The following is a 25,404-nucleotide window of genomic DNA, read 5'->3' on the forward strand; positions in this document are numbered from 1 at the left end:
CCTCCTCTAATCAGATGGCGACAGGCGCCTTAATCCCTGGATGATACTCGTAATTTTCAAAAGCAAAATCGTCATAGGTATAATCAAAAATCGAATCCGGTTTGCGCAGAATTTTTAACTGAGGCAACGGATAAGGATCACGTTCCAGCTGTGTATGCACTTGTTGCATATGATTTGAATAAATATGCACATCGCCACCTGACCAAATAAATTCGCCGGGCTCCAAACCACACTGCTGTGCAACCATATGCGTAAGCAATGCATAACTCGCGATGTTGAACGGCAGCCCTAGAAAGGTATCTACAGAACGCATTGTTAGCATACAGGAAAGCTTTCCTCCAGCTACATAGAACTGAAATACAAAGTGACATGGCGGCAACTTCATGGATTCGATTTCTGCCACATTCCAAGCACTGACGATGTGTCGACGTGAGTCCGGATTGTTTTTAATTGCCTCTATGACATTCGCAATTTGATCAATATGTTGCCCGTCTGTTGTTTCCCACGAGCGCCATTGCGATCCATATACAGGCCCCAGATTCCCCTGCTCGTCCGCCCACTCATCCCAAATGGTAACTCCGTTCTCCTTGAGATAAGAAATGTTGGTATCTCCCCGCAAAAACCATAACAGCTCATGAATAACGGATTTCAAATGAACTCTTTTGGTGGTCACCAAGGGAAAGCCCTTGGCCAGATCAAAACGGAGTTGTCTTCCGAAAACAGATAGTGTCCCCGTTCCTGTACGATCCTCTTTTTTTACTCCATTCTCTAAAATATCCTCCAGCAGTTCCAAATAGTTGCGCACGTTATTCCTCTCCTTTGAGCATGAATAAAAACCTGGCATCGCCAGATTCTAATCTTTAAAATTCTTTTTCTGCACCAATATCTATATTTAGTTTATCATGTACGGTGCTTCGTTGACCATGTACTGTGTGAATTTTCATAGTAGTCCTGAAAATCCTAAAGTTTGAAAAAAAAGAGACAAAGAGCGCAGATATAGCGCTCCTTGCCTCTCTTTGTCATGTATGAAAACCAAAAACGAGATAATGAAAAATGGTATTAGCGACGTGGTGCCAATGCATGGATCGGATGACCCAGCACGACTTCCGCTGCTTCCATAACGATTTCGCCCAATGTAGGGTGAGCATGAATAGTCAAGGAGATATCTTCGAGTGTAGCACCCATTTCAATCGCCAGACCCAGCTCAGCAATAAGGTTGGAAGCTTCCAGACCTACGATTTGCGTACCCAGTACCAGACCTGTGTCAGCGTCAGCTACGATTTTCACAAAACCTTCAGCAGCGTTCAGGGAAACCGCACGACCGTTTGCTCCATAAGAGAACTTGCCAACTTTGACATTGTAGCCTTTTTCTTTGGCTTCTGTCTCTGTGTAGCCTACGCTGGAGCATTCTGGATCTGTGAAAACGACAGCTGGCATACATTTGTAATCTACTACAGACGGCTCGCCTGCGATTGCTTCAGCAGCCACTTTACCTTCATAAGAAGCTTTGTGTGCCAGAGCAAGACCAGCTACGATATCGCCGATTGCAAAGATGTGAGGAATGCTAGTACGTCCTTGGTGATCAACTTTCACCATTCCGCGCTCATCCAGTTCTACGCCGATCAGATCCAGACCCAGTTCACCGTCTGTGTTTGGACGACGTCCAACAGTTACAAGCAGATAATCAGCAGTTACTTCTTTACTTTCGCCGTTAACGGAGAATTTCACCGTTACGTCTTTATCTGTTTGCTCTGCACTTTCCGCTTTAGCACCAGTGAAGATTTCGATACCAGTTTTCTTCATGCTTTTCGCAACGATCGAAGTCATATCTTTGTCGAAACCAGGAAGCACTGTATCCATACCTTCAATGATCGTTACTTTGGAACCGAATTTGGAGTACATTTGTCCAAGCTCTGCACCAATGTATCCACCACCGATTACGATCAGGCTTTTTGGAATTTCAGGCAGGTTCAATGCTTCTGTAGAAGACAGAATGCGTCCGCCAAATGGGAATGGTTTCAGTTCGATTGGACGGGAACCTGTTGCGATAATTGCATTTTTAAAACGGTAACGTGGTGATTCATGTTCGTTGAATACACGCGCTTCGTTTTCGTTGATGAACATGCACTCGCCATTGAAAACTTCAACTTTGTTGCCTTTGAGCAAGCCGCTTACGCCGCCTGTCATTTTTTTAACAACACCGTTTTTGAATTCTTGTGTTTTAGCAAAGTCTACTTTTACATTTTCAGCCGTAATACCGAAGGACTCGCCATGTTTAGCTGCTTCGTATTGGTGAGCTGCAGAGATCAAAGCTTTGGATGGAATACATCCACGGTTCAGACAGACACCGCCCAGCTCAGATTTGTCAACGATCAATACGCTTTGTCCCAATTGTGCGGCACGGATGGCAGCTACATAGCCGCCAGGACCCGCACCGATAACCAATGTGTCAATATCCAGAGAAGCGTCTCCTACTACCATTGATTACACCTCCATAACAAGCAACTCAGGGTTAGCGAGCAGCTGTTTGATATAGTTCATGAAGTTTTGAGCAGTTGCACCGTCAATAATACGGTGGTCAAAGCTCAAGGAAAGAGCCATTACTGGAGCGGCTACAATTTCACCGTTTTTCACGACTGCTTTTTCACTGATGCGGCCAGTACCCAAAATCGCAACTTCAGGGAAGTTAATGATTGGAGTAAAGAACATACCGCCTGCAGAACCGATGTTAGTGATGGAAATTGTACTTCCTCTCATTTCGTTCGCAGCCAATTTTCCATCACGACCGCGCACAGCCAGATCACGAATGGAATCAGCAATCATCCAGATACTCTTACGATCAGCATCTTTGATAACAGGAACGATCAAGCCGTTGTCTGTATCTGTAGCGATACCGATGTTGTAGTATTTTTTGTAGACAATTTCGTTTGCTTCTTCGTCGATTGTGGCATTCAGAGCCGGGAATTGACGGGAAGCAGCAACCAAAGCTTTTACGATGAATGGCAGGTATGTTACTTTTGTGCCTTTCTTCTCAGCAATTGGTTTGATACGAGTACGGAAAGCAACCAGTTCAGTTACATCTACTTCATCCATAATCGTAACGTGCGGAGCCGTATAAGCCGATTTAACCATAGCATTGGAAATAGCCTTGCGGATACCTTTAAATGGTACGCGCTCTTCCTCAGCACGTGGATCTGCTACTGGTGCGGATGCTGCTGCAGCTTTCGCTTCTTTCTTAGCAGGCTCTTGTGCTTTTGCAGCTTCTTTCGCTACTGGTGCAGCCGCTTGGCCTCCACCATTTTTGAAAGCTTCTACATCTTCTTTGGTGATTTTACCATTTTTGCCGGAGCCACTCACTTGAGCGATGTTTACACCTTGCTCACGAGCAAATTTGCGGACGCTAGGTGTAGCTAGTACATCTTTGTTAGAAGCAGCAGGAGTTGCAGCTGGTTTAGTGTTAGCTCCGCCTTGTGCAGCATCCTGTTCTTGTTTAGCAGCAGCTGGTGCTTCTTCTTGTTCAGGAAGTTCACCCTCTGCAGCGATTACAGCTACGACTTGACCTACGTTAAAGATGTCGCCGTCTTTGGCAAATACCTCTTGTACTGTGCCATTGACCGGACAAGGAACTTCAACTACAGCCTTATCGTTTTGTACTTCCATGATGATATCTTCATCTGTTACTTTGTCGCCAGGCTTGATGTGCATCTTGATGATTTCGCCTTCGTGAAGACCTTCACCCAGCTCTGGGAATTTATATTCAAATCTAGCTGTACCTGCAGCTCCGCTTTGTGCAGCAGCACTTGGCTCAGGGCTAGCAGCTGGTGCTTCTGGTGCTTCTTCTTGTTCAGGAAGTTCACCTTCTGCATCAATTACAGCTACGACTTGACCTACGTTAAAGATGTCACCGTCTTTGGCAAATACTTCTTGTACTGTACCATTAACCGGACAAGGAACTTCAACTACAGCCTTATCGTTTTGTACTTCCATGATGATATCTTCATCTGTTACTTTGTCGCCGGGCTTGATGTGCATCTTGATGATTTCGCCTTCGTGAAGACCTTCACCTAGCTCCGGGAATTTATATTCAAATTTAGCCACGTTTAAAACCTCCCAAATTTACGGTGTGCTTTAATTAAAATTCCAATACTTTATTAACCGCATCAATGATACGTGTTGGCGTTGGCAACCAAGTATCTTCAATTTGAGCAAAAGGATAAACGGTATCCGGGCCTGCTACACGCAGAACAGGTGCTTCCAGATGCAGGATTGCTTTTTCGTTAATTTGTGCAATAACTTCAGCAGCTACACCGGAGCTCTTTTGCGCTTCTTGAACCACGATAGCACGGTTGGTTTTTTGAATAGAAGCAACAACGGTATCAATGTCAATCGGGCTAATGGTACGCAAATCAATGATTTCCACTTTGATACCTTTTGTTTTTTCCAGCTCATCAGCAGCTTTAACCGAAGTGTGCACCATCATACCGTAAGTAATGATCGTCACATCGGAACCTTCACGAACTACGTTAGCTTTGCCCAGTTCAACTGTGTAATCATTCTCAGGAACTTCAGCGCGGAATGCATGATACAAGTTCAAATGCTCCATGAAAAATACTGGATCATTGTCACGAATAGACGCGATCATAAGACCTTTTGCATCGTAAGGGTTGGAAGGAACAACAACCTTGATACCAGGTGTTTGAGCCAGAAGGCCTTCCAAGGAATCTGTATGCAGCTCGGCTGCCTTAACACCGCCACCAAAAGGTGTACGGAATACGATTGGAGAATTGTAACGTCCACCGGAACGGTAGCGCATACGGGATGCTTGAATTGCCATTTGATCGAGTGCTTCAAAGATAAAGCCTACGAACTGGATTTCAGCTACAGGGCGGAAGCCTTGGATACCCAGACCCACAGCAAGACCCCCGATTGCGGATTCCGCCAGCGGAGTATCGAATACACGTTCTTCGCCAAATTCTTTTTGCAGACCTTCTGTAGCGCGGAATACGCCACCTACATGACCTACGTCTTCACCGAAAAGCAGGACGTTAGGGTCGCGTTTCAACTCTACGCGCAGTGCGTCACGAATCGCTTCTTTCATGTTCATTTGTGCCATTTGCTTCATTTCCTCCTTAAACATTGACAGATCAATTTCAGTTCAGGTCAATCGAAAAGCAGACCGGATCGGGTTACCGCCCGGTCTCTTTCAAGTTCAATTATTTAAAATCAGCTTTTTGTTCTTCCAAGTGCTTAGGCGTTGTTTCGAACATGCTATCGATCAGGCCAGGAATTGTCATTTTCTCTGTTTTCTCGGCTTTTTTGATCTCTTCGTTCACTTTTGCCTTAGCTTCTTCTTTTACGCGAGCTGTATCTTCTTCAGTCCAAAGGCCTTTTTTCTCAAGGTATTTCGCAAAGCGGGCAATTGGATCTTTCGCATTCCATTCGCCTTCTTCTTCTTTAGAACGATATTTTGTTGCATCATCAGAAAGGGAATGCGGACGGAAACGGTACGTTACGGCTTCAATCAAAGTAGCACCTTCACCATTACGTCCACGCTCTGCAGCTTCTTGAACGGCTTTAATAACTGCAAGCACGTCCATGCCATCAATTTTCACGCCTTTAATACCAGCAGCTACTGCTTTATGAGCGATCGAAAGAGCAGCCGTTTGTTTTGAAAATGGAGTCGTGATCGCGTAACCATTGTTTTGCACAAAGAAAATAACTGGCAACTTGTATACACCAGCATAGTTCAGGCCTTCGTAGAAATCACCTTCGGAAGAACCGCCGTCACCTGTATATGTAATGGCGACTTGTTTTTGCTTTTTCAGTTTGTAACCCATAGCAATACCCATAGCATGCAAAATTTGCGCGCCAATGATGATTTGCGGCATCAGTACATTAACACCGTCCGGCACTTGGCCGCCGTGTTGATGACCACGGGAATACAAGAAAGCTTGGTATAATGGCAGGCCATGCCAAACGATTTGCGGAATATCGCGGTAGCCTGGAGCAATAAAGTCTTCTTTTTGGAGCGCATATTCGCTACCAATCATAGTTGCTTCTTGTCCGGATACCGGAGCGTAGAAACCGAGACGTCCTTGACGACCTAAGTTAACGGCACGGTCATCCCAAGTACGTGTAAATACCATTCGATACATAATTTCTTTCAATTGATCATCTGTAAGTTTAGGCAACATATCTTTATTGATAATTTCACCATCCGGAGAAAGTACGGACAGCGCCTCAACTTCCTCTGTGTAAACTTCATAAGGAACCTTGCTCATTTTCTTCACCTCAACAAAAAAATTTGAATATCAAGTTCCGCTGTTATAGGATTATTATACACCTGTTATATCGCTCGCGTCAAAGATTTAGTTATTTTTTTTGAGTTTACCACATTTTTGTGTGTGTAACAGGGTATGTTTTTTACTATAACAGCTTAGTACATGATTGAAATTTTAAACATCTATTGCAATCAGGGTAATCTTAACTTATTGTGATCCCGAATGCAAAATAATACCCAAGAAAGGTGACGAAAAATGACGGATTCTCGGTATTTAAAACGAACCATCCTTAAAGACGAAGTAAACAGCCGCTTTCTTAGCGAGACCAGAACTCTCCGGATATATTTGCCGCCCGGCTATAATGAAATATTGAGCTACCCGGTCGTATACTGTCAGGACGGAGAAGAATTTTTCAATTTTGGCCGCATTGCAACTCACGCCAACCGCCTCATTCTAGATGAGGGCGTCGAACCCTTCATTATTGTAGGTGTGGAAGTGAATACCAAAATCAGAACTCAGGAGTACGCTCCCTTTGGCAATCGTTTTGAGGCGTATACCACCTGTTTTGCAGAAGAGATTATTCCCTATGTGGAGCAAAAGTATCCTATAAGAAAAGATGCAGCGTCCCGCATTTTGGCGGGGGATTCACTGGGAGGCAGTGTGTCTCTGCATTTGGCTTTGATGTATCCTCAGCTGTTCAACCGCATTATCAGCCTCTCAGGTGCTTACTATGAAGCTTCGCAGGAAATCATCGCCCGTGAGAAAGATCTGTCTCATTTGCGGGTGTGGATGACGGTTGGCTTTCAGGAAGATGCATTTGAGAGTGATACTGGCATTTACAACTTTGTAGAACTTAACCGTCAATGTGCAGATTTGCTGCGCGAACGGAACGCTGAAGTTTCTTACCGTGAAAAGGATGGCAAACATTTGTGGGGCTTTTGGCAAAACGAGTTGCCTGACGCGCTAATGTATTTTTTGGATCGCGCCTGAGTAAAAATTCTTCTATAGGGAATGGAGCATTGACCTACTAGGTCATAAAGCTCCTTCCTCATTTTTTAATGCAATTTGGTTGCGCTTTCAAAAAAGTATAACGAAAAACGGCAATTTTTGCCGTCATCTATCGTTCACATTATAGCTTTTCTTCTACGATCTTGTCCAGCAAGGCGTCGCAGCCTGCGTCCATTAATCGATAGGTCTCTTCAAAATTCCCTGTAAAATATGGATCGGGTACTTCTCTTAATTTTTCTTGAGGAAGCAAATCCATAAATTTTAGAATATCAGCCTCCGCTCCACCTGCAATCTTTCGTATGTTTCGTTCATTAGAGTCATCCATGCACACAATATAATCAAACGCATCAAAATCACGGCCCGTTATTTGCCGCGCCTGTATGCCTTGTTCGCTGATTCCATGCAGTTTAAGTTGCTTTAGTGTTCCCTCATGCGGGGGATTTCCGATGTGCCAGTCGCCTGTCCCGGCCGAGTCCACCCCGATTTCTTCGCCCAAGCCCCGTTCCTGCGCTTTATGTCTCAGTATTGCCTCCCCCATCGGAGAGCGGCAAATATTGCCCAAACACACAAACAAAACGTTAATCATTTCGTTCTCCTTCCTATTACACGTTACACTTCCTTTTTTCTGTTTCATTGTAGCCATGTCCTCCAAAATTGTGCAAGCCATATTTAACGCGGTATACTTAAAAACGATGGTATATATAGGATCGTATCAGGAAGAAAGGATGTTGATTATGACAAAAAAACGAGCGATTGTATTTTCAGGCGGTCGTCTTAATGAAGAAGATTTACATCAAATACAACCCGATGATTTTATTATAGGTGCAGATAAAGGTGCACTATTCCTGATCGAGCACGGTATTACACCACATATCTCTGTAGGAGATTTTGATTCGATCACACCAGAGGAAAAAGAAAAGGTAGAATCAGCAAGCCAACGTATGATTGCGTGCGATCCAGTACTTAAAGACTTAACAGATACTGAGCTTGCTTTGGAAATCGCTATGGACGAACAGGCAGATCATGTACTGCTGCTTGGTGTGACTGGCACCCGGATGGACCACACATTGGCTAATGTTCAAATATTGGTACGTGCAATGCAGCATCATATTAGTTGCGCTATTATGGACGCACATAATTATATTGAGCTCACCGGATCAACGCTTGAGATCCAGCCTATGGGTTATACATATACATCGCTGCTTCCTATGACTGCCGAAGTAACAGGCATACAACTGGAAGGATTTATGTATCCGCTACATAATGCCACCCTCAAAATGGGACAATCACGTGCTGTCAGTAATAAACTAACGGCTCCAAAAGGTACGATTTCCATCAAAAGCGGTCTACTACTCGTTATTCAAAGCAAGGATTAATTATGACATTGTTGTAACCATTATTTAAATTGTTTTTTCACTCAAAACCCTTTATTAATAAGGGTTTTTCCGTTTGTAGAGATCTATGAATCGATATATTTTTAACAAATTGTAATTTTTAATCGTTTTTTAATAATCACTGTGTAAGTCTTGTCCCTCAAGCATTTGAGAGTTCTTTTCCAACTATTAGGCGGCTTCAAAACTGTTATACTCAACGCTGTCAGTTAGTTAGCAACTCAGCAAAATATTGCACAAATCAATTTCTGGAGGTATTTACAACATGAATATGCAGAAAATCATAAAAAAGGTAATTATCGCAGGAGTCGCAGCCACGATCGGCTTTGGTACTTTTGCAATTGAGGGAACAAATACGGCACAGGCTGCCACTACTACTTCTGTTGGCCAAAAAGTAATTAACTACGGTGAAAAATATATGGGCACTCCCTATAAGTTTGGAGCTTCCACAAGCACGACGCGCAATTTTGACTGTTCTTCTTTCATGAAGCACATATTCAAAAAATACGGAGTGAATTTGCCGCGTACTTCTGTTCAACAGTCCAAAGTTGGACATGCCGTATCCAAGTCCAATTTGAAAAAAGGGGACTTAGTGTTCTTTTCAAGCGGTAGCCGTGCCACGGGTCGCAACATTACCCACGTAGCAGTCTATATGGGCGGGGGTAAAATTCTACACACTTACGGCGGACCTGGCGTGACTATCTCCGATTTGAACTCTAGCAACTGGAAAAGAACATACATTAAAGCACGCCGCGTGCTGTAGTTTGAAACTTATTATGAAATATGCGAGCCGGGACGAAAAGTTCCGGCTTTTTTTATGCCTTATGCTATTCTGATACGGTTGGTGTTCTGAGTGAATAGCCAATTCCTCGTTCCGTACGGATCATTTTAAACTTATATCCTTTATCTACTTTAACCCTCAAATGTCTGATATAGACGTCTACTACGTTCGTATCAACGATATAATCATGTTTCCAAACATCCTTCAGAATTTGCTGTCTGCTACAAACTTGGTTAAGATGTATCGCCAGGTGAAGCAAAAGATCAAATTCTTTCGGAGTTAATTCCAGCTTTTGCCCCCCTCTGCTCACCATTCTGCTTGCATTGTCTATATGTAAATCCCCCGCCTCGATTGCCCTTTTCACATCACGTTCAATACCAAAAATCCGCAATAAATTAGCCACCCTAGCCTGAAAAACTCTAGGATAAAAGGGCCGAACGATCACGTCATGTGCTCCTTGTTCAAAGCAGGAAACAATATGGTCCTCCTCATCTGATGAAGTCATAACAAATAGCGGAATATGAGGATGGTATTGCTGCAATGTGCGGAGCAAGCCATGTGAATCCGTCGGTTCATCTTCTATATTGAGCAGTAGCAAATCCACAGGATTATGGGCTACATAAGAGCTTGCATCTGTGGTATTGCTAACATGAACCACCTGATAACCTGCCTGCTCCAATGGATGAACAAATACGGGAGACGCTTCATTTACATTCACAAGTAGAATTAACGGGCTCATCTTTTCACCCACCTGGTTTGGACATAGCATTACATATTGGATACGAACAAGTTTGTATTGTAAGCCATTAAAGTATATCTATATTATTGTAACAAAAAAGCAGAAAATCATTCTTCAAAGAATGGTCTTCTGCTCTTATGATTTAGCCCAAATAGCGATGATATAAACTTCTTGCTTTTGCCACGTCCTTTGTCCCATGAATCAACGCTCTGCCATCTGCAAAAACAACCAAGCGATGCTCGCTTGTACTAAAGGAAACCAAAAACGGATTCCGCTCTACTTTTCCTTCTCCCAAAGAAGCTAATCTATCTGCTGTTTCTGCAAGATTCAGATGTGTTGGGTTTGCTGGTCTAATTTGAACGGTATCCCTACCGCACAAAACATCTATCTTCTGCCGATGAGAAGCCGACAAATAGGGATACGTCGGTTGGCTACCGCAAGAAGGACAGTTCTCCTTTTTAACGCTATCTACCGCTATTGCTACATACTCATTTTTCCACAAATCAAACGAAAGCAGCTTTCCTCTCAAATCTTCTGGATATCCACCAAGAAGTTTGAAAGCTTCCGTAGTTTGGTTAGCCGTGACCATCTGTACGGCCTGCGGAATAATCCCCGCGGTATCACAGGTTTCTCCACCAAACGGTACAGTTTCCAGCAGACAGTGAAGACAAGGCGTTTGACCCGGTAAGATGGTATAGGTTACACCATAGCTGCCCACACATCCCCCATAAATCCAAGGTATCCGATGCTTGAGTGCCATGTCGTTCATAAGAAGTCGGGTATCGAAATTATCGGTTGCATCCATCATGAGATCTACCCCCTGGATCAACTCTTCCAGCTCTTCCACCCCAACATCCAGTACATGTGCATGTATAACCGTTTCCGAATTAATATCCTTTAATCTTCGCTGAGCAGCTACTGCTTTGGGATATCTTTGCGCAGCATCACTTTCCTGAAAAAGCTGCTGGCGCTGCAAATTGCTCCATTCCACATAATCCCGGTCTACGAGGCTCACTGTACCTACGCCCCCGCGAATGAGTGTTTCCGCAATACCTGTACCTAACGCTCCGACACCTATGATTAGTACATGTGAAGAAGCAAGCCGGCGTTGTCCTGTCGGTCCAAAGGGCGCGAATCTTTCCTGTCTGGAATAACGGTCACTTGGATGTGTTTCTCCTGCACCGGATTTGTCAGTTACCTTCATGCCTGAACCATACCTTCTGTCGGACTGCTTGCTGAAGCGTAACGTTTTACAGGAATCATCCCCGCCTCAAAACCATACCTTCCAGCACGAACAGCCAGTTTCATGGCCTCGGCCATTTTTACTGGGTCCTTCGCTCCTGATACGGCTGTGTTCAACAAAACAGCATCTGCCCCTAACTGCATCGCCATTGCCGCGTCACCGGGTGAGCGAATACCCGCATCGACAATAACCGGAACCTCCGCCTGTTCAATAATTAGCTCTAATGAAAACGGATTGAGCAAACCATGTCCTGTACCAATCGGTGAAGCTCCAGGCATAACGGCGTGTACTCCAAGCTCTTGTAGCCTCTTGGCTAGAATCACATCGTCCGATATGTAGGGCAGCACGATAAAGCCTTCTTCTAACAGCTTATCACTAGCTTTCAACGTTTCAAAAGGGTCAGGGAGCAGTGTCTTGCTATCCCCAATGACTTCCACCTTAATCATATCGCACAGGCCGGAGGCTTTTGCCAATTTGGCAATACGAATCGCCTCCTCTGCTGTTGTAGCCCCTGCTGTGTTGGGAAGAAGTGTATACCGGCTCAAATCCAGCATATCGAGAAAATGCTGCTTATCCCGTTCCTCCAAGTTCAATCTCCGTACAGCAAACGTCAATATTTCCGTCTCAGCAGCCTCTACGGCTTGGGATTGGATATCCAGATCAGAGAATTTTCCTGTTCCCAACAACAACCTCGAGGTAAAAGATGCTTTTCCAATGGTTAACATAATCAACCGCCTCCCACAAAATGTACAATCTCTAGGCAATCTCCATCCTTCAGTACCGCTTCATCATGATCTTCACGGCTCAGTATATGCCGGTTCAGCTCCACCACTACGGTTTTCACCTTTACATCAAGCTCATGTAGCAATTGATTCACATGAGTGATTCGATTAGAAAAGGTCATGCTCTGGCCGTTAATCGTCAGCTTCATAAGCTTTTCTCCTTGAGGAGCTCAGAAGAAAAACTACTTATCCCAAGTTCTGCTGCACCAGCTCCATTAAGCATAGCTGCCATCGCACGCCCGGTAGCATCACTCAGCAGGACACCGTTGCGATAATGCCCGACCGCAGCATATACGCCCTCGACCCCAGGAACAGTACCTATAAAAGGATGACCTGATGCAGCCTGCGGCCGTAAGCCCGCCCAAGCGCGTATAAAAGAAGCTTCACGGACGCGCGGCAGCCAGGCAGAGGCACGTGCCAGCAACCCCTCCAAGCCTCCTACGGTCACTTCTTCGTCATATTGATGCGGAAGGCTCGTTGCCCCAATCCAAAGCTCGTTATTCTGTTTAGGCACGAGGTAAATATCATCAGCATAAATGGTGTATTCTAATGGGTGATCCTTCAAGGAGACCGCTACCGCTTCGCCCTTGACCGGATAAAGTGGATATTCAAACCCAACCTGCGCCAGTAATTTCATGCTATCCAAGCCTCCAGCAATAATGACCTGATCGCAGGAAAAAAAGCCACTATCTGTTCGGACACCGCAAACTCGACCATCCTGTATGACCAGTTGCTCTGCCCGTGTACTAGACCATACCGTTGCTCCCAGCACCGCAGCAGCACCTGCATAAGCACGACAAAGCTGGACAGGAGCCACTTGTGTCTCCTTTGAACGATATATTGCTCCGATCGCTTGTTCATCCAAACCTGGAATTCGTCGGGCCAATTCCCTCGCATCCCACCAGATAGGACAATCATCCTCTCGCGTTTTAGCAGCTTTCCAGCGTTTTTGGCCTTCAGTTTCCGTACGGAAAGGGGTCACAAATCCTTCTGTACGGAATTCCACCGAAATACCCGACAAACGCTCCAGATCACAGACAAGCTCAGGGAATGCATCTCGACTTCTGCGAGCAAATCGTGCCAGCTCAGAGTCGGTGAACTCTTCACTTTCCGCTGCCAGCATTCCAACCGCTGCTCCTGAGGCTCCCTCACCCGGGATCAATCGTTCCAGCATGATCGTACTTCTTCCCTCCTTGGCCACATGATAAGCAATGGAACTGCCGATGACACCTCCACCTATGACCAAGCATTCAGCATGTCCTATCGCTCTTGCCTCTGTGTGTATCTTTAGCATTTGTTCCGTGTCTCCTCTCCATAAACCATTCTGCTTTCAGCTTGCCTCTACTCTCGTTTTCTCGCTACAAGCTGTGAACTACAAGATCTGCCATTCGCCTATATTCCATCGCAGCTGCAACGGGCGACTCAGCCTCCCATATACCAGACATCACCGCAATTCCGCTTGCTCCGGCCATATAAAGCTCCGGGATATGGTGCGGTTGTATGCCGCCCAGCGCGATCACCGGAATGTTCGACAGCCTGCAAATATGTTCAAGCTGAGCTAAACCCCGCGGTACAATACCGGGCTTACAATGGGTCTCATATACGTGACCATAAAGTACATAATCTGCTCCTGCCTGCTCGGCAGTCTGCGCCTCCTCCAAGGAATGCACAGACACTCCACAGCGTGTACTCTTTGAAAGTAGGCTTTTCACATCCACAACAGGTAATCCATTAGCTGGTAGCTGGACGGTTCCAACCAAAGTAAGTAAAGCTACATCCACACGATCATTTACTACAATTTGTTGCAAAGGCACTTCCTGCTCCACCATGCTGCGAGTCAAAGAAAGCAATGCAGAGGCACCATTCTGTTTTAAACGTGCGTGTACATAATGAACATACGGACAAATCATAGCAGCCACTCGGGCGGCTTGTGCAAAAGTGCCCTTTTCCATCGAAATTGCGTGTAATTCGATTTTGTCTTCACCTCACATTGGATTAAAGGATCTAAGCTTAGCAGCCACGTCTACCAGCAGTAATGAAAGGGGATTGTATGTGAATCCGTCTACGGAAGCTCGACAACTTAAAATGAACGAAACGCAAAAAAACCACTTCCCCAAGGAAGTGGTTTAACGAACGTCCAATAATCGAACGGACCATGATATCCGTATACGTGTATCGTCCCACGCACAAACAAAATAAAGATGGTGTTGCCTTGTTTGTACGGCGCTCACTTCCCTACGCTGGCATAACCCAGATCAGGTGCAAAGGGTCCGAAATCCATTTATTCCGTCTCAGCCGCATGGGCGGCTCCCCTAGTGTGACTATTTTATTGTATAAGCTAAAGATAGCTTAGCATATTTTCCTAATTCTGCAAACCCCACTTCGTGTGAAATATGCAGAACTGGATTTAATTGAGTTTAGTTAACTTTACTTGACCACTCTTCCACATTCCACGTTTTGGTTACCCAATCCTCGTAAAAGTCCGGTTCGTGAGATACAAGCAATACGGTCCCTTTGTATTCCTTTAAGGCACGTTTCAGCTCATCCTTTGCTTTAACATCCAAGTGGTTGGTAGGCTCATCGAACAATACCCAGTTGCTTTCACGCATTAACAGTTTGCAAAGACGGACTTTAGCCTGTTCTCCACCACTAAGCGCAGATAGCGGACGTGTGATATGCTCATTTTTCAAACCGCAGCGCGCCAAATGCGCTCGTACTTCATGCTGGTTCAAATGCGGAAATTCATTCCACACATCGTCAATCGGTGTAATTTTCTCTGCCTTTACTTCCTGCTCAAAATAAGCGGGCTGCAAAAAATCACCTTGATAGGTTTTTCCACTGATTGGCGGAATTTTTCCCAATATGGTTTTGAGCAATGTCGATTTACCGACACCGTTGTAGCCGACAATTGCAATTTTTTCGCCACGTTCAATCGTCATGGACATCTTAGGCAAAAGGGCATGTGTATAACCAATCTCAAAATCAATACCCTCAAATACCGTCTTTCCGCTTGCACGTGCCTCTTTGAATTGAAAGGTTGGTTTTGCGGCTTCTTCAGGCTTATCAATACGTTCGATCCGATCAAGCTGCTTTTCACGGCTCTTTGCTCGGCCTGAGGTAGAAGCACGCGCTTTATTACGCTGAATAAAATCTTCCTGTTTCTTAATAAAGTCCTGTTGCTTCTCATAAGCATCAATATGCTGAGCTTTGTTCAGATCCGCCATTTCAAGAAACTTTTCATAGTTAGCTGAATAACGGGTCATCTTGGTAAATTCAAGATGGTAAATAACATTAACGACCTGGTTCATAAACTCAGTATCATGTGAAATAAGGATAAAAGCATAGGGATAATCCTTCAAATAGCGCGTAAGCCATTCAATATGCTCTACATCCAAGTAGTTGGTAGGCTCATCCAGCAGCAGGACATTCGGCTTTTCCAACAGCAATTTAGCAAGAAGCACCTTTGTCCGTTGCCCGCCGCTAAGTGCAGATACATCCCGTTCCAGTCCTATGGCCGACAGACCTAGTCCATTCGCCATTTCTTCAACCTTCACATCAATGAGGTAAAAATCCCCCATATCCAGTTGCTCCTGAATTTCACCCATCTGTTCCAGCAACACTTCCAACTCTTCAGGAGAAGCATCCCCCATTTTGTCAGTAATCTGCATCATTTCCTTTTCCAATTCCAACAAAGGAAGAAAAGCGTCTTTTAATACATCACGTACCGTTTTGCCCGGTGTCAGCTTGGTGTGCTGATCCAGATAACCGTAACGTACACGTGGAGTCCATTCCACTTTACCCTCATCCTTAAGCAATTTTCCAGTGAGAATGTTCATGAGTGTCGATTTACCAACACCGTTAGCTCCTACCAAACCTACACGTTCCCCCGCAAGCAATCGAAAGGAAACATTTTTAAATAATGCGCGGTCCCCAAAGTTGTGGGATACATTTTCTACAGTCAATAAACTCATAAGCTGTTTTTGGCTCCTTATTGTCATCGGCGTTGCCGACTGTTCTTATTTCATATGCATTTCGTTTCTTTCAAAGCTTTATTGTAGCACATTCTGCAACCATATCGGAATATTGAAAACAGTGAATTTTAAGGTTTTTTGGTATGGATCTGCCTAAAAAAACAAAAACCACCCATGAGGGTGATTATTTTAAGCCATTATAACATTTGTACTCAAAGTATCCCGCAGCTGCTGCAGATTTTTCATCCGTAAAACGTTCACTCGCTTTAAAGGGAGCTGGACATGAATCTCTATAAAAATATTTCATTCCAGTATCTAGTTCTATGCCACCGATAATGTCTTGCTTTCTGACAACTCTCCCACCACCAAATCCATAGTTATTGTAATACCTGTCTCCGACCGGAATGCCTTGGATAAACGCGATCAGACCCACATCATCTATCGTGTTGTACCACTCCTCTTGCGGAATGATCGGTAGTGTGAATGTATAGGATATGCCGTTACGTGCAGCTTTTTCGTTATGGACATTAATAATTCGCGCCAGGTCCTCTTGAACGCTGCCAACAATAGTGGAACGACGTATTTGCTCAAAAGCTTCTGAATTATTCAGTAAAGATATAGGAGTCTGATCCTGAAGTTCCTTTTGAAAGCCCTCCACCCACTTGTGATTCCGCGCATCGTATGCGTGCACATAATTATCCAAGCTGAACCCCACACTGTTGCCTACTGAATCAACATAGGCATATGGCTTTTTTCCGCTCCATTTGTGGGCAATAGCAGCTTGTCCACGCTCGTCTGTATAGGCTTCTGAAGTGAACGCATAATAACCGTCATAATCCAGAATTATAATGGCTGGTATATAATCCAATAATGCACGTTGTGCTACTATATCCTCATCAATGCCTACATTAAGAAAAAGGGTATGCAGGAACGTGTTCAGCGCTGCTTCTTTATCTACACGAAAAAACTTATCCGATCCGTATCCGGCCTCGCGTTCCTGACGTTCATTCTGTGAGAGCATGACCCCTGCATCCTGAACTGCGGTACGAAGAGCCGACGTATATTTCATTTCTAGCTGCTGCACTTCACGCTGATTCTGCACCCGTAAGTCACTAACTACACCAAAGGGCAAAAACAAAAGTATAAATATGACTGCAAAATCAGTAATCTTCATTCAGAACCATGCCCCCGTAAGAAGCTGTAACTGCCGGCTTGCCGCTATCTGCCCCACCGAGAAGCCATGATTTGTACAAGTTCGCAGGAGTCCGATTCGTATTATGTAACCGGACCGTAAAATAATCCCCGGCCATCAAGGTATACCGACGTGTCTGATCTGATTTTGGCTGCTGATTGTCAGGAAACAGTACAGGCAAGATTTGCGGATTATAGTACCCATCATATACAGTTTCATAGTTGCCCAGAAAACTGTCTGGCTTCGCGGCATCTGCATAGTCCGGTACATACTTTTTGTGCATATGCTCCAAGTCAACTTCGTACGTATTGCCTGTCAATTCCAGATCACGCATAAAATCGTTATACATCGTCGGTGTAATGTAACCTTTGGTTCTTACCATATCAACAAAACGTACAGTTGAATGATATGTATTTAACCCGGATATATCATCCTGCCGTTCAGCAGCTTGAACTGCGGGAACGATGTACAAAAGCAATACAGCGAGCAGCGTCCCCAACAACTTGGATATTGTTTGAACCACTTCAGTCTTCCCCCAATTTCTCAAAACGTACAGATGTTATGTCCCCATTCCCATTGCGCTGTGGGTACATGGAATATAAAGAGGAAGCATCCAGGGCAGATACATCAGGCTCAAATGGTTCAGAATACACATCGTACTCTGTCCCGTCGACTTGAACCGAAACCCCCTCCTGTAAGTTCATGCGAATAGCCTGTATGACCTGAGTTCCTTTAATCCGTTCCGGCAATTCCACCCCAGCAGTACGGGCTATTCGCCCTTCAGAATGCTCCTCTTGCTGTGATCTTAATTCCAGTGCACCATCCAGCTGGCTGGACAAGTCTGCTGCCGTTACACATGCGGTTATGAACAGAATAACTGACACACCAAGCCGCAGCATACTTGAAGCGTGATCAGACATACTCTCATCCCCCTTATGATTATTATCTTTGCTGTAGTGCTTAGGACTGGGTAAACAACAACCCACGGACAACGTTCGATTTGTCCTTTACGATTTCAGCCTTGAATTTGCCACTTGGATTTACGTATTCATTCTCTTTCTCATTAAGCGTATTCGTGATTTTCCCAGTCTTATCACTGCCACCATTCACTGCGCCATACTGTTCACTGTCTGGGCTAATGTTCAGAGCATTACCGTACCACTGGCCTGCCATATTTTTACCGGTTTTAATCTGAATGCCGAATTGGTCCTTCCCCTGAAACTTCCGTAGCGCATTGGTCACCTGGGAACCGCTAATCGTTGTGCCGTCATATACCGTAAAAGAGGCTTGAGACAATTCGGTCTGGATATCAGCAAAATTGTTTTGTGCAGTTTTAGTCGCCTCCTGGGCTGAAATAAACAGTATAACTACAATCGTAATTAGAGCGATGGTCAAAAATATCCCAGCGGCTACCTTTAAAGCTGTTGATGCGTTATTCATTATTTTTCTCTCCTCAGCTTGTTATTTTGTATTAGTCATAATAGAACTTTCTTACTGAATTTTTTGTATTTGCTCATAATAGTTTTCCATTTGAACAAAACTCATGCCGATCAACGGAATCACCAAATATAAAAAGATAAGACCATACATCGGGGCAAAGCCAATCATCCTTCCCCAGATAGCCTTGCTGTCTATTATTTTTTCATACTCCTGTTTTCTTTGTTCGAAATAGTAGGACATATGGGATTCCAAATCATCAAAGGCCTCTCGAATCGTAATTTTACCCAAAGACAAATGGAGCTTGTCCACTAGACGTTGAAATTCCGGCAAAGGTGCCTCTTCTTTTAGCAAGTCGAGAGCTGCCTCTGGCCCATGTTCATAATGAAGCAAACATTTTTGCAGAGGTCTTTTGAATATAACTGAAAATCTGTTCAGCCACTCCAATATTTCCTCGACAGACATTCGTTCCATAACCCGCAAAATGGAAATAACTGTTTGAAATTGATACACCTCGTGCCTCATATCCAACCGACGCATTTTTCGTTGCAAATATAATAAAAGCATAGGCATTTGATAGGCTACATACCCAACAATCAAACTAATCAGCACTTCCCACCACTTGATGTATTCATCATTCCAATCTTTCAGCTTTTGGAGAATACGCCGAGTATTTGTGGATAGCTGTTCAGGAGTAACAGTTCCATTGGCATTATGTTCTAAAGCAGCGTACGTTCGTTCGTATGTGCTGTCCGCTCTCATGTTCAGCAAATGCATGATTTTGCGATCAATCCCACTCTGCTTCAAAGCTTCTTTTTGCTCCATCGAACTTAAATGTCCAAACATTTGACCCGATTGTACCGGGGCGTGAAGGATATGCGTTTTCTCAGCTTCATGTAAAAAAAATATCGTACTAATACTGAGCACCAAACCTACGATAAAAAGAGCTATTCTGCGTATGTAGAGCCACTCCAGCTTTATCTCCGCACCACTTTCTTTTAATAGACGGGTTATCTGGAAATAAGAAGATATATGCTGACGCGGAATTAAAGAATCCACCACATTACGGATGATGGGAAAACGGTATAGCTTCTGTTCCCAAACCCTCCGTCCTCTACCCGCACGATACCCTGTTTCATCGGTCTGTTGAAGCTTCTGTAACAGAAAATAAGATACGATTATCACAATATAAACGGACAATTTCGTGATATAACCCAATTTTCCCTGATAAAACTCATCCATGGATGGAAAGCTGGATCTCGCCCATGTCTCGATTGGGGTGGTAAAGAAAACAGGTGCCAGTGCGATCACGTTTAGACTTTTTAATAGATAGTCCAGTTTATTTCTTCGCAGCAACTCCAACTGGATTTCGCGTGCGAGACTGCCGAGCCCCTTCAAATAAATGGAGCCCCCCTCCTCAATCCGATCACCAAACTCCATTACCATATACGAGATACCGGCAAATGCTTTTAAAAATCGATTAGGAGCCGACTCATAGTATCTTTCCAATGCTTCGTGCGGATCAACATCTGTTAGCGCCTCATGGATGAGTCGTGCGTGTCTCCCAGCCTCTGCCTCCGCCAAATCGGCCGCTTCGGATATGGCTTCCTCCACCATACCGTGCTGATGGTAATAATGACGTACATTGGCGAATAATTCGATCATCTGTGCAAGTAGCCTTTTTTCCATCCGGCTAATGGCCATATCCAAAATAAGACTGTTGATTACCACTCCGCATAAAACGGCCAATATAGCAAACTCTATTCCTGGCTTCATCATGACCAGTACAACGCCACTGCAAGCAAAAGCCCCCCAGATGAACAGTGTCATCTTCATAGTCTGTAGGCGAAGCTTGTACTCATCGTAGGCATGCTGACCAGCTAGTCGCTTACGTACACTCGTGATGTAGCCAGATAAGAAAGGGACCTTCATACATAGCGTGTACAACTTATGCAGTAAGGCTTGCAGCTCACGTTGCAGTACCGCTTTTCCCTTACGTCCTTCCTGCACAGAATAAATTCGTCCTCTGCGAACTGCATGACTACTACGCTTATGCAACCCCCACAAAACTATATATAGAAGCGCAAAGCTCCCACCTGATATAAGTAAAATCCATAATGAAATTTCTTTAAGACTCATAGTCTTCCTCCCAATAGCGGGTCAAAAAACTGCGGAAATCTCTGGCATCCTTTACATTCATCTGCTCACACATTTCTTTTGCACTTTTGGCTGTTAAGGGCTCCATCGGTATATAGCTTCCGTTCCGATATTCCATAACGTGGCGATAACTGTAGCTCAATGAAGCATTGGAGCCTGCATCCGTATGATCCGGGTCACACGGCACACATTCTGTGATCCGTTCGATGTAGCGTCGCCCCTCCGCATCACGTTTGAGATGCACATCAAAGTTAATGACATGAACTACCTGTTCCTCAGCGATGCCTTCATGCTGAAATACTCCTGTTTTGAGCAATGAATTACGAAGTGAAAACACGAGATCACGAAATGTTTTGGCATGATGAGTAAAAATGGTGAACAGACTGGCAACCTGCGACATTTGAATCATCCAAGCAGCTACTTCATCACTTGCTACTTCGCCTAGGATATTGACGGTTCCATCTGTTTTTTTCTGCAAGTCAAGCCCTTGTTGTCCTGAAATATGGTCCGTTTCTCGAAAGGTAAGAATGTTACGGCGACTGTAAATGCTGCGCAGATGCAGTTCAAAGGCCATTTCCTGAACACGAAGCGTATACGAAGCATAAATATGCTTGACCATCGCCATTAACAACGTCGTCTTACCTGAACCCTGCGCGCCTGTAATAGCAGTAATCCGGCTGCCTTTCATTAAATAAGAAAGTAGTTGGATTGGAAAATCAGCATTCTGTCCCTTAATTAACTGTTCCAGCGATGCGCTTTGAATATCGAATTTACGAACAAAGAAAGCCCACGATTCTGAGAAAGGAGGGCGCACCACCACTACCCGTGACCCATCCTTCATTTCGTTGACCTTATAACCATTCGCTTCGGAAAGCTGGCCCGGGTAATTGTATTTGTAAATATTTTGGCACACCCTTTTAAGTTCACGCTCAGATCCGAAGGAAAGGAACGAAAGATGGATCGTTTTACCTTTATAAAAAATCCACACGCTCTCATAACCATTGGCAGTAGACGCAGATGTTTGTTCAAATGCATACCCATCCGAAGGCCAGTCTGATGATGCAGGAATCCCACCTTCCGGCATACCACTGACACCCCCACTTACACCGTCGATCCGCTGGTCACGAATATCATCAATGACGGAAAAGCCTTTGTAATGCTGATAAATGCGCTGGACAATAATATCCACTTTCTCCAAAAAGGAAAGAGGGCGGTACTCACAGTCATAGATATAACGAATATCCTCTGCGGTAACGAGATAACTTCCATCTTCTTCACCTTGCTGTGAATACCTCATTTCGGCCAAGTCATAAGTATCCAATAAACGTGATAGTGCATCAGCGCCAAACTTCTGCTGGTATTGGTAAAATATAATTTCGAATTGATCCTGTATGCTAAACAACTCAGGTCTGGAGAATGGCATAACAGTATCGACGATTTTCTCGTTCAAGCCGTAACCGTTAATCAGAAGCTCAGCCATCAGATTTTTAACAAAACGTTTATCTCCAATGCTGCCATTGGCACAGTCCTTTAACGCCCTGCGTAGTTCCGCCCTTTGATGGATACGCCGTCTATATTCCTCTTCATGCAATCCGGCATCCGCCATCTGGCTATGACTCAGTTCATGAAGTGCATTTTTGATATACTCTATTAATGTTTCGAATGTGGCATCTTCGTTCTTTTTTTCTACCCGAAGGGTTGAATGTCGCGAGTGAAGATTCCCTCGATATTTAACAATAATCAGTACGATGCACATCAGTACTATGCAGGTAAGAATCAATCCGTTGATCATTTGAGCGGACAGCATTTAAGCGCCCCTCTCCAAAGCCTTGAGTCGAAGATCGGACTCTGCCGCCTCCAGAATAGCTTTGCTGATATGTCGTATACTCTGCGCCCATCCTACGGGCATAAAAAGCTTGCGATGCTGCTCTTTTCCACTTCGTACCTCACGTTGCACATGGCCGATCACATCCCTGCGGTTCCATGCGTCCATAAATCCGGTGCTATAAGGGACTGTATACAAAGCACCTTTGTAGCCATATCTCCTGCGAATATTCGTTTCATTCACTTGAGAATGCACATCATATTTCCCAAGTACTATTAATAAGGGCAATGATGAGTAGGTAGATAACGGAGACACGGATTCAAAATAAGCATCTAATTCTCGCATATTCTGAGTGAGTGAAAGAACGGCCAGTTTGGCTCGTGCACATGCTTCATGTTGTACAGCCCCCCACCCTGCTCCACTTCCTGCATCAATCAGCGTTAAATCATAATATTGATTCGCTGTATCTATTACTGCCCGTACAAGCCCTGGAGATAGTAACGGCGGTGCAGCTCCAAAGGTGGAGGTTCCCTCAAGTACATCCAAAGTATGTTCGAGTACAGGTGTCGTATAATTACGAATATTTTCTTTAGACAGTGTCCCTCGCAGAACTAAACGTGCGGCAGCATCCCAGCCCCCTTCCTGAAGCTGTAGGGTTGGATCGTCCATACCATACTCTTGTATAGGTAATCCTGATTCAATACCGGTATATCTACGACCTAAATGTGTCAATAATAGTCTTCCTCTATATAGATTCCCTATGGTAATTGCTATTGCTGCCGCCAAAGAGCTACTTCCACTAGCCCCCTTAATGGGGCTCCAAAACAAAATGGTACTCATGCCCTACTCCTTTCCGCACGCTTTAGCGCACGACGACTCACTTTTAATTCCCAACTCATCCATTCCCCAATACAACGGCATAATTCTTTCTTATACATTCTGGATAGCGGTTTTAGTAGTAGCTGTTTTTTATGCTCATTTTCCAGTTTCAGAGCAAGCAGCCCCTCATCCCATGGCAGAACATATGGCTCTTGCTGCCAAGAAGCCGGGAAATGGTTCATGTATTCCCACAGATACGGCTCCTCCACACCACAATCCACAGCCTGTAAAAATAGCTTGTGAAATACAAGATCTTTGGGGAATTCGGGTTGACTGAATAAATGCTCAAGCCAATTCTGTCCGTTGTGCATTAGCATACGGCTATAATCACTGACCCAAACTCGCAGTTCTGCCCCTTTCCAAACAGAAATTGGACAAAAATCAGGTAACTCTACATCCAAAATAACAATGTCATAAGCCTGCTCCGCCTTTTGATCAGTCATCATAACGGTATGCAGGTCTTCCCATGCTGTAAATCCAATCGCTACATCAAAACCACTAAACTGCGTAATGGGAAGTGGTTTGTCGAGCATCCCTATGCTATACCGATACTGTCCCCGCAGCGTAGCATCCACAAGCAGTACCTGTTGGCCGGAAGCTGCTAATATGCTGCTGATATATAACAAGGTATCGCTTTTGTCACAAAGCCCGGCAAATATCCATGTTTTCATACTTCCGTTCCTTTTCTCTCATTTATTTGGCATACGGATCAGAGCTTTCGCCCTGCGTCAGAATCTTTGTTTGTTCTTGATGATCCTGCTCGTTCTCATATTCATTTCTTGTATCATCTATCCCGCTTGCTGGGTTTTCTATAGTAGCACCCGCATGCTGGGCTACAATTTCCTCACTCAAACTTCTTTCCACGGGTGTTGAAATCACATTGTTTGACGCATTAATTGCATTTTCAAGCGAATCCCGCAGCTGCTTGGACAGCTTTTGTTCAGCCACGCGTATCAAATTCGGATCACTATTCATTAACGCTAACACCTGCGCATTAGGCGGATAGGTCGGGATTGCCTTGGGCTGAAATTGGGGATCGACATATGTCAGGGCATAGATAGATGCTTTATGCAGATAAGCATCAACAATCGCACTCGAAAGCGATAATATTTCCTGCTCATTCAAAGTGACCCAGACAATTGGACCTTCCAGTCGAGAAATCTTCTTCTTAGATAATAGAATGTAATCCTGCCCTGTTGGAAATTGAATGCGGATATCCACTTCGTCACCCGACTTGAGGCTGTTGGGCAATACTACCACCTTTAGCTCACGGTTGCGTAAATCTTTAGGTGTGGGCTCATCAGCAGTAACCATGGCTGATGTAAGCACAGATCCCTTTTTTAGCTCAATCTTGGCTGTGGTACCGGAAACCTCACTTTTATCTGTCAGCAAATTTGATGGGGCCTGAGAACCGGGAACTTTAATTCCCTTCAAATCATTAGATGCAATCTGTTCGCCGGGGGAAATGTCACGGACAACCGCCCAACCTTTTTTCGCGGTTCGTTGCTCCTGTTCGTACACTTTCCATTTCTGCTCTGCCTCTACTTCAGCCTGTTTCCTGACCTCATCCATTTGATGGATATTAACCATAAGGTAGCCAGCAAAGATAATGCCAACAATTCCTGCGCCAATACAACCGGCGTATAGCTTTTGCTTACTGCTTTTTCTTAGCTTGGACACACAACTTCTCCCCTGCCTCTTTTTGATATATACCGTTT

Annotated in this window: 25 protein-coding genes and 1 riboswitch; of the genes, 3 read left to right on the forward strand and 22 right to left on the reverse strand. The window is 44.5% G+C overall.

Translation table 11 applies throughout. The features are described from left to right. Positions 1-10: 10 nt before the first annotated feature. The 5 genes from thyA to pdhA all read right to left on the reverse strand — a co-directional run bounded on the left by thyA (position 11) and on the right by pdhA (position 6,281). Positions 11-805, reverse strand: coding sequence for a thymidylate synthase (gene thyA, locus ACWGXJ_RS13525; RefSeq protein ID WP_013310507.1), 795 nt, complete (start codon positions 803-805; stop codon positions 11-13). A 254-nt stretch (positions 806-1,059) separates the two neighbouring features. Continuing rightward, a complete protein-coding gene (gene lpdA / locus ACWGXJ_RS13530; protein WP_061831492.1) occupies positions 1,060-2,481 on the reverse strand; it encodes a dihydrolipoyl dehydrogenase in 1,422 nt (473 codons plus the stop codon). 3 nt (positions 2,482-2,484) lie between these two features. Beyond that, the gene (locus ACWGXJ_RS13535) at positions 2,485-4,098 is read right to left on the reverse strand and encodes a 2-oxo acid dehydrogenase subunit E2 (protein WP_322175640.1); all 1,614 of its coding nucleotides are present in this window, start codon (positions 4,096-4,098) and stop codon (positions 2,485-2,487) included. 34 nt (positions 4,099-4,132) lie between these two features. Next, entirely contained in the window at positions 4,133-5,113 is a 981-nt protein-coding gene (locus ACWGXJ_RS13540; RefSeq protein WP_039271308.1) for an alpha-ketoacid dehydrogenase subunit beta, read from the reverse strand. A gap of 100 nt (positions 5,114-5,213) precedes the next feature. Further along, on the reverse strand, positions 5,214-6,281 hold the full coding sequence (gene pdhA / locus ACWGXJ_RS13545) for a pyruvate dehydrogenase (acetyl-transferring) E1 component subunit alpha (RefSeq protein WP_013310511.1): 1,068 nt from the start codon (positions 6,279-6,281) through the stop codon (positions 5,214-5,216). 255 nt (positions 6,282-6,536) lie between these two features. Between pdhA and ACWGXJ_RS13550 the strand changes: the two genes are divergently transcribed. After that, a complete protein-coding gene (locus tag ACWGXJ_RS13550; protein WP_452566949.1) occupies positions 6,537-7,271 on the forward strand; it encodes an alpha/beta hydrolase in 735 nt (244 codons plus the stop codon). A gap of 139 nt (positions 7,272-7,410) precedes the next feature. Here the strand turns inward: ACWGXJ_RS13550 and ACWGXJ_RS13555 are convergent, their stop codons facing one another. Further along, on the reverse strand, positions 7,411-7,875 hold the full coding sequence (locus tag ACWGXJ_RS13555) for a low molecular weight protein-tyrosine-phosphatase (protein ID WP_250262062.1): 465 nt from the start codon (positions 7,873-7,875) through the stop codon (positions 7,411-7,413). A 148-nt stretch (positions 7,876-8,023) separates the two neighbouring features. Between ACWGXJ_RS13555 and ACWGXJ_RS13560 the strand changes: the two genes are divergently transcribed. Both ACWGXJ_RS13560 and ACWGXJ_RS13565 read left to right on the forward strand, forming a co-directional pair. Next, entirely contained in the window at positions 8,024-8,665 is a 642-nt protein-coding gene (locus ACWGXJ_RS13560; protein ID WP_103049145.1) for a thiamine diphosphokinase, read from the forward strand. Between the two features lie 280 nt (positions 8,666-8,945). Further along, positions 8,946-9,443: a C40 family peptidase gene (locus ACWGXJ_RS13565; protein WP_025724146.1), complete on the forward strand. Its 498-nt coding sequence runs from the start codon at positions 8,946-8,948 to the stop codon at positions 9,441-9,443. A gap of 64 nt (positions 9,444-9,507) precedes the next feature. On the opposite strand, the gene ACWGXJ_RS13570 is transcribed toward ACWGXJ_RS13565, so the two are convergent. The 16 genes from ACWGXJ_RS13570 to ACWGXJ_RS13645 all read right to left on the reverse strand — a co-directional run bounded on the left by ACWGXJ_RS13570 (position 9,508) and on the right by ACWGXJ_RS13645 (position 25,366). After that, positions 9,508-10,200 carry a response regulator transcription factor gene (locus tag ACWGXJ_RS13570; protein ID WP_250261207.1) on the reverse strand — a complete coding sequence of 231 codons (693 nt, stop codon included), beginning with the start codon at positions 10,198-10,200 and terminating at the stop codon, positions 9,508-9,510. Between the two features lie 142 nt (positions 10,201-10,342). After that, complete coding sequence (locus ACWGXJ_RS13575) at positions 10,343-11,404, reverse strand: ThiF family adenylyltransferase (protein WP_452566950.1); 1,062 nt, start codon at positions 11,402-11,404, stop codon at positions 10,343-10,345. Beyond that, positions 11,401-12,168, reverse strand: coding sequence for a thiazole synthase (locus ACWGXJ_RS13580; RefSeq protein WP_254349647.1), 768 nt, complete (start codon positions 12,166-12,168; stop codon positions 11,401-11,403). The genes ACWGXJ_RS13575 and ACWGXJ_RS13580 overlap by 4 nt, the downstream gene beginning before the upstream one ends. Before the next feature lie 2 nt (positions 12,169-12,170). Further along, entirely contained in the window at positions 12,171-12,374 is a 204-nt protein-coding gene (gene thiS / locus ACWGXJ_RS13585; protein WP_061831499.1) for a sulfur carrier protein ThiS, read from the reverse strand. Beyond that, a complete protein-coding gene (gene thiO, locus ACWGXJ_RS13590) occupies positions 12,371-13,519 on the reverse strand; it encodes a glycine oxidase ThiO (RefSeq protein ID WP_452566951.1) in 1,149 nt (382 codons plus the stop codon). The genes thiS and thiO overlap by 4 nt, the downstream gene beginning before the upstream one ends. Before the next feature lie 64 nt (positions 13,520-13,583). Then, positions 13,584-14,177, reverse strand: coding sequence for a thiamine phosphate synthase (locus ACWGXJ_RS13595; RefSeq protein ID WP_061831501.1), 594 nt, complete (start codon positions 14,175-14,177; stop codon positions 13,584-13,586). 263 nt (positions 14,178-14,440) lie between these two features. Next, positions 14,441-14,549, reverse strand: a riboswitch (TPP riboswitch). Positions 14,550-14,642: 93 nt separating this feature from the next. Next, positions 14,643-16,196: an ABC-F family ATP-binding cassette domain-containing protein gene (locus ACWGXJ_RS13600; protein ID WP_452566952.1), complete on the reverse strand. Its 1,554-nt coding sequence runs from the start codon at positions 16,194-16,196 to the stop codon at positions 14,643-14,645. A 184-nt stretch (positions 16,197-16,380) separates the two neighbouring features. Continuing rightward, positions 16,381-17,370: a hypothetical protein gene (locus ACWGXJ_RS13605; RefSeq protein WP_452566953.1), complete on the reverse strand. Its 990-nt coding sequence runs from the start codon at positions 17,368-17,370 to the stop codon at positions 16,381-16,383. Beyond that, entirely contained in the window at positions 17,357-17,911 is a 555-nt protein-coding gene (locus tag ACWGXJ_RS13610) for a hypothetical protein (protein WP_322160835.1), read from the reverse strand. Before ACWGXJ_RS13610 ends, ACWGXJ_RS13605 begins: the two co-directional genes overlap by 14 nt. Position 17,912: 1 nt before the next feature. After that, positions 17,913-18,308 carry a hypothetical protein gene (locus ACWGXJ_RS13615; RefSeq protein WP_452566954.1) on the reverse strand — a complete coding sequence of 132 codons (396 nt, stop codon included), beginning with the start codon at positions 18,306-18,308 and terminating at the stop codon, positions 17,913-17,915. Positions 18,309-18,348: 40 nt separating this feature from the next. Then, the gene (locus ACWGXJ_RS13620) at positions 18,349-18,828 is read right to left on the reverse strand and encodes a hypothetical protein (RefSeq protein ID WP_023988985.1); all 480 of its coding nucleotides are present in this window, start codon (positions 18,826-18,828) and stop codon (positions 18,349-18,351) included. A 51-nt stretch (positions 18,829-18,879) separates the two neighbouring features. Then, positions 18,880-20,964, reverse strand: a complete 2,085-nt coding sequence (locus ACWGXJ_RS13625; protein ID WP_452566955.1) for a hypothetical protein — start codon at positions 20,962-20,964, stop codon at positions 18,880-18,882. Next, complete coding sequence (locus ACWGXJ_RS13630) at positions 20,954-22,789, reverse strand: ATPase, T2SS/T4P/T4SS family (RefSeq protein WP_061831506.1); 1,836 nt, start codon at positions 22,787-22,789, stop codon at positions 20,954-20,956. The genes ACWGXJ_RS13625 and ACWGXJ_RS13630 overlap by 11 nt, the downstream gene beginning before the upstream one ends. Then, the gene (locus ACWGXJ_RS13635) at positions 22,790-23,647 is read right to left on the reverse strand and encodes a hypothetical protein (protein ID WP_250261197.1); all 858 of its coding nucleotides are present in this window, start codon (positions 23,645-23,647) and stop codon (positions 22,790-22,792) included. Then, positions 23,644-24,357, reverse strand: a complete 714-nt coding sequence (locus tag ACWGXJ_RS13640; protein WP_061831508.1) for a hypothetical protein — start codon at positions 24,355-24,357, stop codon at positions 23,644-23,646. The genes ACWGXJ_RS13635 and ACWGXJ_RS13640 overlap by 4 nt, the downstream gene beginning before the upstream one ends. A 22-nt stretch (positions 24,358-24,379) precedes the next feature. After that, positions 24,380-25,366 carry an SAF domain-containing protein gene (locus ACWGXJ_RS13645; RefSeq protein WP_250261196.1) on the reverse strand — a complete coding sequence of 329 codons (987 nt, stop codon included), beginning with the start codon at positions 25,364-25,366 and terminating at the stop codon, positions 24,380-24,382. Positions 25,367-25,404: the final 38 nt, after the last annotated feature.

It is taken from the genome of Paenibacillus sp. S33, from assembly GCF_053615415.1.